This window comes from Actinomycetospora sp. NBRC 106378, from assembly GCF_030269685.1.
Classification (GTDB): domain Bacteria; phylum Actinomycetota; class Actinomycetes; order Mycobacteriales; family Pseudonocardiaceae; genus Actinomycetospora.
In genome coordinates, this window is record NZ_BSTT01000003.1 from 72,571 (window position 1) to 86,735 (window position 14,165).

15 protein-coding genes are annotated in these 14,165 nt (G+C 75.2%); 10 read left to right on the plus strand and 5 right to left on the minus strand.

Going from position 1 to position 14,165, the window contains the following annotated elements:
- Positions 1-18: 18 nt before the first annotated feature.
- Positions 19-573, plus strand: a complete 555-nt coding sequence (locus QSK00_RS08770) for a BLUF domain-containing protein (RefSeq protein ID WP_285589673.1) — start codon at positions 19-21, stop codon at positions 571-573.
- On the opposite strand, the gene QSK00_RS08775 is transcribed toward QSK00_RS08770, so the two are convergent.
- From QSK00_RS08775 to QSK00_RS08790, 4 genes are read right to left on the minus strand one after another with little or no spacing between them, the layout of a single operon-like run.
- The gene (locus QSK00_RS08775; protein WP_285589675.1) at positions 560-1,201 is read right to left on the minus strand and encodes an N-acetyltransferase; all 642 of its coding nucleotides are present in this window, start codon (positions 1,199-1,201) and stop codon (positions 560-562) included. The two genes, QSK00_RS08770 and QSK00_RS08775, sit on opposite strands and share 14 nt — an antisense overlap.
- Entirely contained in the window at positions 1,198-2,628 is a 1,431-nt protein-coding gene (locus QSK00_RS08780) for a pyridoxal phosphate-dependent decarboxylase family protein (RefSeq protein ID WP_285589677.1), read from the minus strand. Before QSK00_RS08780 ends, QSK00_RS08775 begins: the two co-directional genes overlap by 4 nt.
- Positions 2,625-2,876, minus strand: a complete 252-nt coding sequence (locus QSK00_RS08785) for an acyl carrier protein (protein ID WP_285589679.1) — start codon at positions 2,874-2,876, stop codon at positions 2,625-2,627. Before QSK00_RS08785 ends, QSK00_RS08780 begins: the two co-directional genes overlap by 4 nt.
- A complete protein-coding gene (locus QSK00_RS08790; RefSeq protein WP_285589681.1) occupies positions 2,873-4,534 on the minus strand; it encodes an AMP-binding protein in 1,662 nt (553 codons plus the stop codon). Before QSK00_RS08790 ends, QSK00_RS08785 begins: the two co-directional genes overlap by 4 nt.
- Before the next feature lie 182 nt (positions 4,535-4,716).
- On the opposite strand from QSK00_RS08790, the gene QSK00_RS08795 reads away from it, so the two are divergent.
- The 7 genes from QSK00_RS08795 to QSK00_RS08825 all read left to right on the plus strand — a co-directional run bounded on the left by QSK00_RS08795 (position 4,717) and on the right by QSK00_RS08825 (position 11,484).
- Positions 4,717-5,697 (plus strand): phosphotriesterase family protein, encoded by a 981-nt coding sequence (locus tag QSK00_RS08795; protein ID WP_285589683.1) that lies wholly within the window; start codon positions 4,717-4,719, stop codon positions 5,695-5,697.
- Positions 5,694-6,443: a tyrosine-protein phosphatase gene (locus tag QSK00_RS08800; protein WP_285589685.1), complete on the plus strand. Its 750-nt coding sequence runs from the start codon at positions 5,694-5,696 to the stop codon at positions 6,441-6,443. The genes QSK00_RS08795 and QSK00_RS08800 overlap by 4 nt, the downstream gene beginning before the upstream one ends.
- Before the next feature lie 16 nt (positions 6,444-6,459).
- The gene (locus tag QSK00_RS08805; RefSeq protein ID WP_285589688.1) at positions 6,460-6,936 is read left to right on the plus strand and encodes a PaaI family thioesterase; all 477 of its coding nucleotides are present in this window, start codon (positions 6,460-6,462) and stop codon (positions 6,934-6,936) included.
- Positions 6,937-7,053: 117 nt separating this feature from the next.
- A complete protein-coding gene (locus QSK00_RS08810) occupies positions 7,054-7,995 on the plus strand; it encodes a LysR family transcriptional regulator (protein WP_285589690.1) in 942 nt (313 codons plus the stop codon).
- A 126-nt stretch (positions 7,996-8,121) separates the two neighbouring features.
- Positions 8,122-8,943, plus strand: coding sequence for an MBL fold metallo-hydrolase (locus tag QSK00_RS08815; RefSeq protein ID WP_285589692.1), 822 nt, complete (start codon positions 8,122-8,124; stop codon positions 8,941-8,943).
- Positions 8,944-9,037: 94 nt separating this feature from the next.
- Positions 9,038-9,889, plus strand: a complete 852-nt coding sequence (locus QSK00_RS08820; RefSeq protein WP_285589694.1) for an alpha/beta hydrolase family protein — start codon at positions 9,038-9,040, stop codon at positions 9,887-9,889.
- Positions 9,886-11,484, plus strand: a complete 1,599-nt coding sequence (locus QSK00_RS08825) for an AMP-dependent synthetase/ligase (RefSeq protein WP_285589695.1) — start codon at positions 9,886-9,888, stop codon at positions 11,482-11,484. The genes QSK00_RS08820 and QSK00_RS08825 overlap by 4 nt, the downstream gene beginning before the upstream one ends.
- 62 nt (positions 11,485-11,546) lie before the next feature.
- On the opposite strand, the gene QSK00_RS08830 is transcribed toward QSK00_RS08825, so the two are convergent.
- A complete protein-coding gene (locus tag QSK00_RS08830) occupies positions 11,547-12,068 on the minus strand; it encodes a PaaI family thioesterase (RefSeq protein ID WP_285589696.1) in 522 nt (173 codons plus the stop codon).
- Between the two features lie 186 nt (positions 12,069-12,254).
- On the opposite strand from QSK00_RS08830, the gene QSK00_RS08835 reads away from it, so the two are divergent.
- Together QSK00_RS08835 and QSK00_RS08840 are read left to right on the plus strand one after the other, a co-directional pair.
- Positions 12,255-13,475: an NAD(P)/FAD-dependent oxidoreductase gene (locus tag QSK00_RS08835; RefSeq protein WP_285589697.1), complete on the plus strand. Its 1,221-nt coding sequence runs from the start codon at positions 12,255-12,257 to the stop codon at positions 13,473-13,475.
- A gap of 37 nt (positions 13,476-13,512) precedes the next feature.
- The gene (locus QSK00_RS08840) at positions 13,513-14,112 is read left to right on the plus strand and encodes an SGNH/GDSL hydrolase family protein (RefSeq protein WP_285590600.1); all 600 of its coding nucleotides are present in this window, start codon (positions 13,513-13,515) and stop codon (positions 14,110-14,112) included.
- Positions 14,113-14,165 lie beyond the last annotated feature (53 nt).

The following is a 14,165-nucleotide window of genomic DNA, read 5'->3' on the forward strand; positions in this document are numbered from 1 at the left end:
GTGTGGCGGGACCCGGGCGTGGGCACTCCCGACCTCTCGACGAGCGGCGCCCGGGGACCCGGTCGACCGGGCACCCCGGGCGCGACGAAGGAGTACGACGACGTGACCGACACGACCGCGGACCTCGGGCAGCAGGTCTTCCGCCTCGTCTACCGCAGCCGCACGACGATGGGCAGCGAGAACCGGCCCGCCGAACTCGAGGAGATCTTCGAGGTCTCGCGCCGCAAGAACCACGACCTCGGGCTCAGCGGGGCGCTGCTCGTGTGGCAGGACACCTTCGTCCAGGTCCTCGAGGGCGACGAGGCACGGGTGCGCGACCTGTACGCCACCATCGCCGCCGACCAGCGCCACGAGAAGGTGGAGACGCTCGACGAGGGCGTGGTGTCCGCGCGCGCCTTCGGCCTGTGGGCGATGGCGCACGTGTCCGACGACGAGGGCGCCGACCTGCCGGCCGCACGCGGGGCGGAGGCGACCGACGCGCCGCACGCCATCCCGCGGCTCGAGGACCGACGTCAGGAGATGCTGCTCGACCTGATGCGCGAGTACGCGAACCCGGAGATCACCCCGCTCTGAGCGCCGACGGGGCGAGACCGGCCCGGTCCGATCCGGGCGCGTGGATGGGGTAGAGCGACGGCCCCCCGGGCAGGGGGATCTCGGGTCCGGTGCGCTGCAGGCCCATCGCCTGCCAGAGCGCGAGGTTGACCGGACTGGACGCCTCGGCGTAGAGCCCCACGGCGGGATCGCCGAGGCGGCGGGTGAGGGCGCGCAGCATCAGCACGCCGCGTCCGGCGGCCTCGGGGCGGGCTGCGGCGAACATGACGTGCACGTGGGGCGGCAGGTCGCCCGGGTGGTGCTCGTCGAGGGCCGCCATGAGGGTGACGGCGCGCTCGGCGCACGGCCCGGTGACGCGCGCGAGCTCCGCGAGCCACGCGGCGTTCCCGGCCTCGTCCAGGTCGGGCTGCCCCGGGGGCGACCACACCGCGACCGCCTCGTGCCCCGAGGTGTGGGCCACCCGTCCGTCGTGGGCGAGGAGCAGCGCCGTGGTCGACCGGAGGAACCCGTCGAGCCACCGCTCCCGGTCGGGGGTCTCCGGCGGCACGGTCCAGCGCAGGACGGGGTCGTCCCGGAAGGCCTCGACGAGGGTGGCGGTCACGGCGTCGAGATCGGGGTCGGCGGTGACGACGAACGGCTCGGGGTTCACGGGGCCTCCTCGAGGACCAGCGCGCCGGGGTGGCGCAGGCGGGCGCGGAGCTCGACGACCACGTCGGCGCACGTGTCGACCTCGTCGGTGCCGGTCTGCCAGTTGCAGACCGAGAAGCGCAGCGCGGGCTCGCCGTCGGCGACCGTGGGACTGGCCCAGGCCCGCCCGTCGGCCTGCAGGGCGGCGGTGACCGCGGCGGTGACCTCGGCGCGCGAGCGGTCGGGCTCGGGGTCGAAGCGGACGAGGACCTGGTTGAGGACGACGTCGTTGACGACCGACATGCCGTCGGCGGCCGCGAGGCGCCCGGCCAGTCGGCGGGCGAGCGCGCAGCACCGCTCGACGAGGTCGACCACCCCGTCGCGACCGAGGTGGCGCAGCGTGGTCCACAGCACGACCGCGCGGGCCCGCCGGGACATCTCCGGGGTCCAGTCGACGGGGTCCCGGTGCTGTGGGGCGGCCACGGTGAGGTACTCGGCGTGCGTGCGCAGCGCCGCCCGGTGGGCCTTTGGATCGGCGCAGAAGGCCAGCCCGCAGTCGTAGGGGACGTTGAGCCACTTGTGGGCGTCGGTCGCCCACGAGTCGGCGTCCGCCAGGCCCGCCAGCCGCGGCCGCAGCCGGGGGCTCGCGGCGGCCCACATGCCGAAGGCCGCGTCGAGGTGGACCCAGCCGCCGCGGGCGTGGGTCAGGGCGCAGACCTCGGCCAGCGGGTCGACGGCGCCGGTGTCGACGTTGCCCGCCTGCGCGCAGACGATCAACGGACCGTCCCCGTCGTCGAGGACCCGCGCGAAGGCGTCGAGGCGCATGCGCCCCTGGTCGTCGGTGTCGATCATCCGGATCTGCCCGGCGAGCCCCAGGAGCCGCAGAGCGCGCAGCACCGTCGCGTGGCACGCGCGGCTGACGAGCACCCGGGGGACCGGTGCGCCCACGAGCCCCTGGGCCTCGACGTCCCAGCCGTGCCGGGCGAAGACCCGGTGCCGGGCCGCCGCGAGACCGGTGAGATTGGCGGTGGCGCACCCCGAGGTGACCCCGACCGACGTCGTCGTCGGCAACCCGAACAGGTCGACCAGCCACGCGGCCGTGACCTCCTCGGCGACCGACGCGGCGGGGCTGGTCGCGTGCAGCGCGGCGCACTGGTCCCAGACCGAGAGCAGCCACTCGGTCGCGACGGCGACCGGGTGGGCGCCGCCCATGACGAAGCCGAAGAAGCCCGGGGCGGCCGAGGGCAGCAGTCCCGGCTCCGCGCCCCGGACCAGCTCGTCGAGCACCTCCGCGGCGTCCTGGCCGTGCGCGGGCAGCGGACCGCCGAGCGCGGCGCGCAGGACGTCGGTGCTCGCGGCGACCGAGACCGGCCGGGAGGCGGCGCGGGCCTCGTACTCGGTCGCGTGGTCGGTGACGCGGCGAAGCAGGTCGGGCAGGGCCGTCGTCATGCCCGCACCCGCGCCCGGACGAGGTCGGCGAGGGCGCCGACCGTGTGGGTGTCGAAGACCTCGGCGTCGTCGAGCTGGACGCCGAAGTGTTCCTCGATGCGGGTCACGAGGCGCAGGAGCCGCAGCGAGTCGACGCCGTCGAGGGTGCGCAGATCGGTCGCGGCGTGGAGCGGACCCTCGATGCCGAGCTGGTCGGCGACGATGGCAGCCACGGCGGGGGCGAGGTCGGTGGGGGCGGGGGTCGTCATGCGGACGCTCCGGGGACGGGCCGCCCGAGGGCCGCGACGCGGTCGCGGGTGTCGAGACGGCGGACCTTGCCGCTGGTGGTGCGGGGGATGGTGCGCGGCGGGACGGGGAGGACGACGAGGGGCAGGGCGCCGAGGGCGGCCGCGACGCGGGCGCGGAGGGTCTCGACGAGGGCGGTGGTCGTGGGGTCGCGGGGGTCGGCGGTCTCGACGACGAGCTCGATGCGCTCGCGCCCGTCGTCGTCGGTCCCGGTGAGCGCGACGCAGCGACCGCGGTGCACGCCGGGCAGGTCGCGGACGAGGTCCTCGACGTCGGCCGGGTAGAGGTTGCGTCCGGCGACGGTGACCATCTCCTTGCGGCGGCCGGTGAAGAACAGCTCGCCGTCGCGGAGGTAGCCGAGGTCGCCGCTGCGCAGCCACCCGTCGGCGGTGTACAGCTCGGTGTCGCCGGCGGTGCCGGCGAGGTAGCCGCGGGTGGCCATCGGCCCGCGCAGCTGGATCTCGCCGATCCCGCCGTCCGGCCGGGGTCCGTCGTCGTCGGCGATGCGCAGCTCGAGACCGGGGACGGGGGAGCCGAGGCCGACCAGGGCACGGGCGTCCGGGTCGTCGGGAGCGACCGGGACGGCCTCGCCGGTACCGGCGGCGAGGGCGCGGTCGACGTGCTCGACGCGGAGCGGGCGGCCGGGCGGCGGCAGGGTCGCCGCGAGGGTCACCTCGGCCATCCCGTAGGCGGGCATGAGCACGCCGGGCCGGAGGCCGGCCGGGGTGAAGCGCTCCAGGAACGCGGCGCTCGCGGTGGCGGAGACGGCCTCGGCGCCGTCGAAGGCGATCCGCCAGTGGGAGAGGTCGAGCCGGGCGGCCTGCTCGGCGTCGACCGTGGCGACCAGGGTGTCGTAGCCGAAGTTCGGCATCGCGCAGATCGTGGCGCCGGACGCGGCGAAGGCGGCCAGCCAGCGGGCCGGGCGGCGGACGAAGCCCGCGGGCGACCACAGGTGGGCCGGGTTGCCGTGCAGGATCGCGGTGAGCGCCCCGAACAGGCCCATGTCGTGGAACAGCGGCAGCCACGCGCCGTGCACGTCGTCGTCGCGCAGGTCGATCGCGGTCGCGATGGCCCGGAGGCAGTGGCCCACGTTGGCGTGGGTGAGCACGACCCCCTTCGGCCGGGCGGTGCTGCCGGAGGTGAACTGCACGACGACGGGTGCGTCGACGTCGACCGTGCGCACCGGCGCCGCGACGTCGGCCCGCTCCAGGTCGCGGTCGTCGATCAGCAGGGGGCCGTCGGCCAACGCGGGCGTGACGCGGTCGGCGAGGCGGTGGGAGACGACGACGCGCTCGATCCCACCGGCGGCGAGCACTCCGCGCAGGCGGACGGCCCAGTCGACGACGTCGGCGCCCATCGGCAGCGACAGCGGGGCCGCCGCCGCACCGACCCGGCTGCACGCGAACAGCGCGACCAGGAACTCCGGGGCGTTCGGCGCCAGAATCCCGACCCGGTCGCCCGGGCGCACGCCGTGGGCGTCGAGGCCGGCCGCGGCGGACGCGGAGCGCGTGGCGAGGTCGGCGGCGGTGAGGCTCTCGTCCTCGTCCGGGAAGTGGATCGGCGTCGCCGGGCGCCGGCGGGCCGTGGCCTCGAGGTGGACGTGCAGGGGGACGGTCGACATGGGGTCCTCACGGAGCGCTCGTCGCGTCGGTGCGGAACCCAGTCAAGGTCTCCGTCCGGGGACCGATCAAGGTCGATACCGAGCCGCCACGGGTCCGATAGCCGGGTGCTCCGGCCTCGCGCGCATGAGGCGGTGCCTATGGCGCGCCGTCCCGCCGCGCCGGGACGGCGACCATCGCGCGCATGACGACGACCAGCACGACGACGGTGCCGACCGTCCGGGGTCCCGTGGCCGCCGACCAGCTCGGGCAGGTCCTCGCCCACGAGCACGTCTTCGTGCGCAGCGAGGAGATCCTGCGCAACTACCCGCACCTGTGGGACGAGCCGGCGCGCGTCGCCGACGCGGTGGCGCGGCTGCAGACCATGGTCGACCGGGGCGTGCGCACGATCGTCGACCCGACCGTGATCGGGCTGGGCCGCGACGTCGAACGGGTCGCCCGGGTCAACGCGCAGGTCCACCTGAACATCGTGGTCGCCACCGGGGTCTACACCTACGACTCGGTGCCGTTCTTCTTCTCGCAGTACGGGCCGGGCACGCTGCTCGGGGGCGACGATCCGATGGTCGAGCTGTTCGTCCGGGACATCACCGACGGCATCGCCGACACCGGCATCCGGGCGGGGATGCTGAAGTGCGCCATCGAGACCGAGCTGACTGTCGGGGTCGAGCGGGTGCTCGTGGCCGTCGCCGCCGCGCACCGGGCGACCGGGACGCCGATCACCGTGCACACCAGCCCCGGGCACGGCACCGGGGCGGTGGCACTCGACGTGCTCGAGCGGGAGGGCGTGGACCTGTGCCGCGTCGTGCTCGGGCACAGCGGCGACTCCGACGACGTCGACGCCCTGCGCGGCCTCGCCGACCGGGGCGCGATCCTGGGGATGGACCGCTTCGGGCTGGACGTGCTGCTGCCGACCGACCGCCGCGTCGCCACGATCGCCGCGCTGGCCGCCGCCGGGTACGCCGACCGCATGGTCGTCGCGCACGACGCCTCGTGCCGGATCGACTGGTTCGCCCCCGAGACCCTCGCGGCCCTCGCGCCCAACTGGCACTTCACCTTCATCCACGACGAGGTGCTGCCCGCCCTGCGCGCCGCCGGGGTCACCGCCGAGCAGGTCACGACGATGCTCGTGGACGTCCCGCGCCGGCACCTGGCCGGTGGGCTGTGACCGCGCCCGCGCGGCTGTGCAACGTCCGCGACGTCGCGACCGCCGCTCCCGACCTGCTGCGCCCCGGCGTGCTGTACCGCTCGGAGGCACCGCAGGCGCTCGACGAGACGCCCACGGGGCTCGTCTGGCCGCCCGCCACGGTCGTCGACCTGCGCGGGGAGCGCGAGCGGGCGGGTCGGCACCCGCTGACGGGCCCGGGCACGCGGGTGGTGGCGCTCGGTCTGGCCGACGCCCTCGCGCCGGACGCACGGACGCGGAACCGGGCGCGGTCCGCGTCGTGGACGCGGCTCTACCTCGACGTGCTCGACGTGGCGGACGCCTGGCTGCCGCCGCTGGTCGACCTCGCCGCGACCGCCGAGGGGCCGGTGCTGCTGCACTGCGCCGCGGGGAAGGACCGCACCGGGATCGCGGTGGCGCTGCTGCTCACGCTCGCCGGGGTGCCCCGACCCGCCGTCGTGGCGGACTACGCGCGCAGCGCCGACGGCCTGTCGGGGGTGCACGCGCGGCTCGACGCGGCCGCCGCCGCGGCCGGACGGATCGTCGACCCGCACAGCGGGACCGCGCCGGAGGCCCTGGGAGCAGTGCTCGACGCGGTCGGGTTCGCGGTCGCGAGGGGTGTGTCCGCGTCCGCGCTGACCCGCTGGCGGAGCCGCGTACGCCGGGCCACATCGGACGATCGGCACCGCCTCTTCACGGCGGCGCCCGGGGACCGCGGTGGGCACCATGCGGTCGTCGCACCGGAGTGACGAGGGGGACGCGGAGATGGCGGAGGTCGACGACCGGCGGGACGACACCGACCGGGCGCGGGACTACCGGGCGTTGGTGGAGTACGGCGCGGCGGCGGGGATCGGGCTCGGACACTCGCTCGGGTTCCGGCTGGAGTCACTGACCGCGGGCCGGTCGGTGTGGACGCTCGTGCCGTCCTCGCGGGCCGCCGACGCGCGCTACGCGCTGGCCGGCGGAGTGCTGGCCGCCCTGATCGAGGTGGCGATCTCCAGCGCGGTGCAGGCCGGGCTCCCCGACCGGACGACGCAGACGACCTCGCAGCTGTCGACCTCCTTCGTCGGCGCGGTGCGCGTCGACGACCCGGAGATCTGTTGCGAGGCCACCGTCCTGCACCTCGGGGGGCGGACCGCCACGGCCGAGGCGCGGGTGTTCGGGTGCGACGGGACCCTCGTCGCGCACGGCACCGCGACCTGCCTGCTGTTCCCGATCCCGTCCGGAGCGGCCCACGAGTGACGGGCGCTACCCGCTGCCGCGGACGGTGATGCCCCGGCACGATCCAGTTCCTCCGACGTTCACGCGTCGTTGCCCGGGGCCTCCTACGGTCGGAGTCACCACCGCCGAGGAGACCCCATGGAACTGCGGCACCTGCACTCGTTCCTCGCCATCTCGGAGGAACTGCACTTCGGACGCGCAGCGCAGCGCCTGCATCTCGCCCAACCCTCGCTGAGCCAACAGCTCCAGCGGCTCGAGCAGAGCGTCGGGGTCCAGCTGGTCGCCCGGTCCTCCCACGAGGTCCGGCTGACCCCGGCCGGGGAGGCCTTCTGCCCCGAGGCGCGCGCCGTGCTCGCCCAGGTGGAGAAGGCGGGCGAGGCCGCCCGCCAGGCCGCCGCCGGCCGGACGGGCACGGTGCGGGTCGGCTACAACTACCCGGCCGGTCAGGGCGTGCTGCCACGCGTCCTGGCCCGGGTGCACGCGGAATTGCCCGAGGTCGTCGTCACCCCGCGCGAGATGCGGACCGGCCCGCAGATCCGGGCGTTGCTCGACGGGGACATCGACGTCGGGATGATCTACGGCCGGCCCACCGACGCCTCCCTGGGCCACCGCCGGCTCCTGCGGCTGCCGCTGGTCGCGCTCGTGGGGGAGCGCCACCCGTGGGCCTCGCTGGCCCAGGTGCCCTTCGCGGAGCTCGCCCACCAGCAGTGCCTGCTGTTCCGGCGCGAGCAGAGTCCGGCGATGTACGACCTGATCACCCACACCGCCCAGGCCGCGGGGTTCACGCTCGACGTCGTCGACCAGGTCGAGGACCCGGTGGCGACCTCCATCGTCGTCTCCACCCGCAACGTCGTCGGGTTCTGCTCGGCACCGCGCGCGGCGTCGGTCTGCTCCTCGGCGACGGGGATCCGGCCCGTGGCGTTGTCGCTGGTCGACCCCACCCCGGTCCTGGAGCTGCACGTGGTGTGGCGGGTGGACGTGGACAACGCGCTGGTCGAGGAGTTCCTCCGCTGCGTGCAGGCGGCCGGGCCGTTCGGGATGCCGGGCCTGCCGCGGGAGGCGCGGGCAGTCGGCGCCTGAGATACGCGCACGGGGATCGCCCGGGTCGATCGGGTGATCGGAAGTCCGCCCTTGCCGTCCCCGTCGTCCCATCCCGACGATCGGGGCCGGTCGGCGCCGCGCCGGCCCGGAGGACCGGGAGGCGACGTGGAGCTGACGGTGCTGGGCTGCTGCTCGGGCATGCCGGCGGGCGGCGAGGCGAGCTCGGGCTACCTCGTGCGCGGAGGCGGCACCTCGGTGCTGCTCGACTGCGGGCCGGGGATCGCGACGGCGCTGGGGGCGCTCGGCGGGCCCGCCCCGCTCGGAGCGGTGGTGATCAGTCACCTGCACCTCGACCACTGCTACGACCTGCTGCCCCTGGGCAAGACCCTTTTGACGATGGTGCTCGACTACCCGGGTGGCCCACCGCGGGCGGCCGGCGCGCCCGACCCGCTGCCGCTCTACCTCCCGCACGGCTGCGCCGACCTGCTGCGCCGGTGGGCGGCCCTCTTCCCGGTCCCGACGCTGCCCCAGCTCGACCGCGCCTTCGACCTCGCCTTCGACGTGCGCGAGTACCGCCCGGGCGACACCGCCCGGATCGGCGCGCTGGACCTCGAGCTGCACGAGCTGCGCCACGGCGCGCCGAACTGCGGCACCCGGATCACCGACGGCGCCGCGACGCTCGCCTACACCGGCGACACCGGCGTCACGCCCGCGCTCGAGGACCTCGCACGCGACGTGGATCTGTTCGTCGCCGAGTGCTCCCTCGACCGCACCGACACGGGCCCGCAGGGGCACCTCAGCGGCGCCGACGCCGGGCGGGCGGCCACGAGTGCCGACGCCCGGGAGCTCCTGCTGACCCACTGGACCAGCGACGACCCGGCCTGGCGGGCGGCCCGCCGCGACGACGCCCGTGCGGTCTACGGCGGGCCGGTCCACGCCGCGCACGCGGGCTGGACCGACCGCGTCGGCGCGCTGACGCGCCTCTGAGCACGTCGAATCGCGCCATAGCCCTCCGGGGCGGCCGGCTGGGCTGCGATGGGTGCGTCCGTGAGCTCACGACGCGACGAGGAGCCCCACCCCGATGGACGTCACCACCGCCGACGGCGCGACCTTCGTCGTCCGGCTGACCGAGGCCGCCGATCCGGCCGCACCCGTGGTCGTGGTGCTGCCGGCGATGGCCATGAAGGCCAAGTTCTACCGGCCGCTCGCCGCCGCCCTGCACGCCGAGGGTCTCGCGGCCGCCACCTGCGACCTGCGGGGGCACGGCGAGTCCACGCCCGCCCTCGCGCCCGGGGCCCGCCACGGGTACCGCGAGATGATCGAGACCGACCTGACCGCGGTCCTCGACGCCCTGCACGACCGCCTCCCGGACGCCCCGGTGGTCCTGCTCGGGCACAGCCTCGGCGGCCAGGTCGCCCTGCTGCACACGGCCTGGCGCCCCGAGCGGGTCGCGGGCCTGGTCCTCGTCGCCGTCGGCACGGTCCACTGGTGGCGCTTCCGTACGCTGCGTCGGCGCCTCGAGGTGCTCGGCCAGGTGCAGTGGATGGCGCTGCGCAGCCGCCTCGCCGGCTGGTGGCCCGGCGGGGTCGTGGTGCCGCTGCCGGTCTCCGGCCCGGTGGTCCGCGACTGGGCCCGCCACTGCCTGACCGGTCGGTACCGGCCCGCCGGCTCGCGGGTCGCCTACGACCGGGCCCTCGCCCTCCTCGACCGCCCGGTGCTGTCGATCTCGCTGGTCGACGACCCGCTCGGCCCGACCGAGACCGTCGACGCCCTCGGGTGGCGGCTGCGCGCGGCGTCGGTCACCCGCCGCCACCTCGGCCCCGACGACGGGGTCGCGGAGCCCGGCCACTTCGGGTGGATCGCCAGTGCGCCGGCCGTCGCCGCCGAGGTCGCCCGCTGGATCTCGGCCGCCCGGACGGCGACGCCCGCATGACCGCCGTCACGAGCCCGCTCGCCGCGCTCGCCGACGGCGGCCCGCCGGTCGACCTGCCCGACGACCGCGGCCTCGCCCACGTCGTCGACGAGCATGCACGCACCGACCCCGGGCGCGCCGTGTTCCTGCTGCCCGACGGGACGGAGATCCCCGCCGGGCGGCTGCGGGACGACGTCGACCGCGCGGCGGCCCGTCTCCTCGCCGCGGGACTCGGGACGGGGGAGCGCCTGGCCGTCCTCGGCGTCACGAGCTACGCGTGGGTGGTCGCCGACCTCGCCGCCCTGTCCGTCGGCGGGGTGGTCGTCCCGGTGTACCCGACGTCGTCGCCGGCCCAGCTGCGCCACCTGCTCGCCGACTCCGGGGCGGTGCTCGCGCTCGCCGACACCGCCGAGCAGCGCGCCGCCCTCGACGCCACGGGTCCGGGGCTGCGCCGCCCGGCGGCGCCGCTCGCCGACGTGGTCGCCCCGGGCGAGGCGCCCGCGGCGCCGGACCTCACCCGACGTCGGGACGAGGTCGGCGCGGACGACCTCGCGACGATCGTCTACACGAGCGGAACGACCGGGGACCCCAAGGGCTGCATGATCACCCACCGGAACATGTTCGTGGCGGCCGCGGGCGTGGTCGACCGGCAGCCGGGCATGTTCGGCGTGGACGGGAGCGCGGCGACGACCGTGCTCGCCCTCCCGCTCTCCCACGTCTTCGGGCGGACCGTGCTCATGTCGTGCCTGATCGGCCGGACCCGGGTCACGCCGGTGCCGGGCTTCCCCGAGATGCTCGAGGCCCTGCCCCGTGTCACGCCCACGTTCATGACACTCGTGCCGTACGCCCTGGAGAAGATCCGCAAGGCCGGCGCGACGTCGTTCGGCGGGCGGTTGCGGCACGTCATCTGCGGCGGCGCCTCGCTCGACCCCTCGACGCACGCCTGGTTCGCCGACCAGGGGGTCACCGTGTACCAGGCGTACGGGCTGACCGAGTCGGCCACGGCCGTCACGGTCAACGGACCGGGACCGGACGACCGGATCGGCACGGTGGGCCGGCCGATCGCCGGCGTCCGGGTGGGGATCGCGGCCGACGGCGAGGTGCTCGTCGCCGGCCGCAACGTCACGCCCGGGTACTGGGGCCGGCACCCGGCGACGGCGGACGGCTGGCTGCCCACCGGGGACCTCGGTGCCCTCGACGACGACGGCTTCCTCACCATCACCGGCCGGCGCAAGGAGATCCTCGTGACCTCCGGCGGCAAGAACGTCGCGCCGACCCCGCTCGAGGACCGGGTGCGGCTGCACCCGCTGATCAGCGCCTGCATGGTGGTCGGGGAGGGCCGGTCCTACGTCGCGGCGCTCGTGACGCTCGACGAATCCGCGCTCGAGCGCGCCGGGCTCGACCGCGACCACCACGCCGACACGATCCGCGCCGGAGTCGCCGAGGCCGTCGACGCCGCGTCGGCGACCGTCTCGCGCGCGGAGGCCATCCGCCGTTTCCGGATCGTCCGCGGCGATTTCACGGTGGCCGGCGGACACCTGACACCGTCCATGAAACTCAAGCGGGCGGCCATTCTGCGGGACTGGTCGGCGGATCTCGACGAATTGTATTCCTGATCACGGCGACGGGTCCGCCGGGCGGCGGACCCGTCATCGTGAACGGAATGTCGTGGAGGGATTCAGCCGACCTGGCAGACGTAGTCGAACGCCATCTTCGCGACGAGGACCCCGGATTCGTCGCGGAGCACGGCCTTGCCGTCCATGTCGAACTTCCCGCGGGTGTCCCCGGCGAGGACGGAACGCACCACGCGGTCCTCGACGGTGCCGTAGGCGCTGATGCGCCCGAGGGCCGGCTTGAGGAACGTGGTGCGGGCGTCGCGCAGCACGAACAGCTTCACCTCGCCGAGCACCGGGGCGAACGCGCCGCACATCGCCGCGGCACACGCCACCTCGCCGAGCAGGAACAACACGCCGGCGTGCACGGTGCCCATCTGGTTGTGCAGGTGCTCGGCGGCCGGGTTCTCCACCGTCGCGCCCTCGGGCCCGACCTCGGCGATCCGCAGGCCCACGTGCGCGGTGAACGGCACGATCGCGTCGACCGTGGTGCGGATGAGGTCGTAGTCGGGCTCCTCGCCGGGCGCCGGCGCGATGTCGGCGAAATTCGACGGGCGGAACGTGGACAACGTCGAGGTCTGCGTCATGGGCCGCACCCTCACCGATCGACATGGACGGCCGGTGAACGGCAGGGGTGAATCGTCGCGGTCATCGCCGGCGGCTATCACCCGATCCCGGGGAACGTCTGTGCGTTGCTTTCGCAGAGTGCGACTCCGCATGCTCGTCGTCGAGATCGAACCGATCACCGCAATCGCATGAGGAGTGTTCGCAACATGTACGACGTCGTCGTGGTGGGCGCGCGGGTCGCGGGTTCCTCACTCGCCCTGCTGCTGGCCCGTCAGGGGCACAAGGTCCTCGTCGTCGACCGGGCGACGTTCCCGAGCGACACCATCTCGAGCCACTTCCTGCAGCAGACCGCGCTGACGCGGCTGCGCGACTGGGGCGTGCTGGAGGCGGCGGTCGGGGACTGCACCCCCTTCCGCAACCTGACCATGCACTACACCGGCATCGTGCTCGACGGGTTCGCCGACCCGGTGGACGGCTTCGCCGAGACCTACGCCCCACGGCGCACCGTCTTCGACGCCGCGCTCGTCGACGCCGCCCGCGAGTCGGGCGCCGAGGTGCGCGAGGGCGTCACCGTCGAGGACGTCATCTTCGACGAGGGCCGCGCGGTGGGCGTGCGGATCCGCGAGGGCGACGGCCCCGTGCACGACGTCCGCGCCCGCGTGGTCGTCGGCGCCGACGGCGCGAACTCGCTGGTCGCCGAGAAGGTCGGCGCCGAGAAGTACGACGTGCACCCCGCGGGCTGCTTCGTCGTCTACTCCTACTTCAGCGGCCTCGACTGGTCCGCTCACCACCGCACCGGCTTCGGCCGCGAGCAGATGGGCGCCTGGCCGACCAACCACGGCCTGCACATGGTGGCGACGATGGCCTCCCGCGACCAGATGCGCGCCTACCGCAGCGACATCGAGGGCAACGTCGACGGCACCATCGCCCGCTGCGCCCCCGAGTTGATCGAGGACCTGCGCGACTCCGGGGTCCGCGAGGAGCGGTGGCGCCAGATGGCCTACCCGGACAACTTCTACCGCCGCTCGCACGGGGCGGGCTGGGCGCTGGTCGGTGACGCCGGCTACCACAAGGACCCGTTCACCGGGCAGGGGATGACCGACGCGATCAAGTACGCCGAGCTGCTCGCCGAGCACCTGGGCGCGGCCCTGGCGGGGGAGCGGGAGGTCGACGGCGCGCTCGCCGAGTACGCCCGCGAGCGCGACGAGCGCAGCCACCACACCTTCGAGTTCACGGTGGCGATCTCCGAGCTGACGCTGCCGCCGAACCTGGAGCCGGCCCTGCGCGCCACCGCGATGAGCCCGGAGTACACCCGCAAGTTCTTCGGGATGGTCGCGGGCGCCGTGTCCGGCGAGGACTTCTTCGCCCCGGACAACCTCGCCTGGCTCTACGAGACCACCGGCATGCCCTCGACCGTCGCCGCCTGACTAACCTCCGCCGACCGGGAGCGCCGCCGTGCCGACCATGCGACTGACCGTGCTGGGCGACAGCTTCGTCGAGGGCCGGGGCGACCCCGATCCCGACGGCGGGTTCCGCGCCTGGGCCCCGCTGCTGGCCGAGTCCCTGGGGGTGCGCCCCGACCGGTGGCGCAACCTCGGGGTCTACCGGGCCACCACCCAGGACGTGGTGGACCGTCAGCTGCCCCGCGCGGTCGCCGACCAGTCGCCGCTGGTCGGCGTGGTGGTCGGCACCAACGACGTGGTGTCCGACTACGAGCCGGCCCGCTTCCGCGCCAACCTCGACACGATCTTCGGCGCCCTCACCGGCGCCGGGACCGTCGTCTTCACCGCGGGCTATCCCGACATGCCCGCCCGCCTCCCGGTGCCCGAGCGGTACCGGACCCTCCTGCGCGACCGCTTCACCGAGGCCAACGCCGCCCTCGCGATGACCGCCCGCCGCCACGGCGTCGTCGTGCTCGACCTCGCCCGGTGCCCGCACTGGGCCGCCGACGACGTGTGGTCCGCCGACGGGCTGCACCCCAACGCGGCCGGGCACCGGCGCTTCGCCGCGACCGTGCGCGACGCCCTGGCCGACGACGGCTGGGGCGTCCCCGCCGCGGCCTGACCGCGCGTGCCGACCCGCCCCGCCGTCGGGAACCCCCCGCCTTCTCGAGGAGC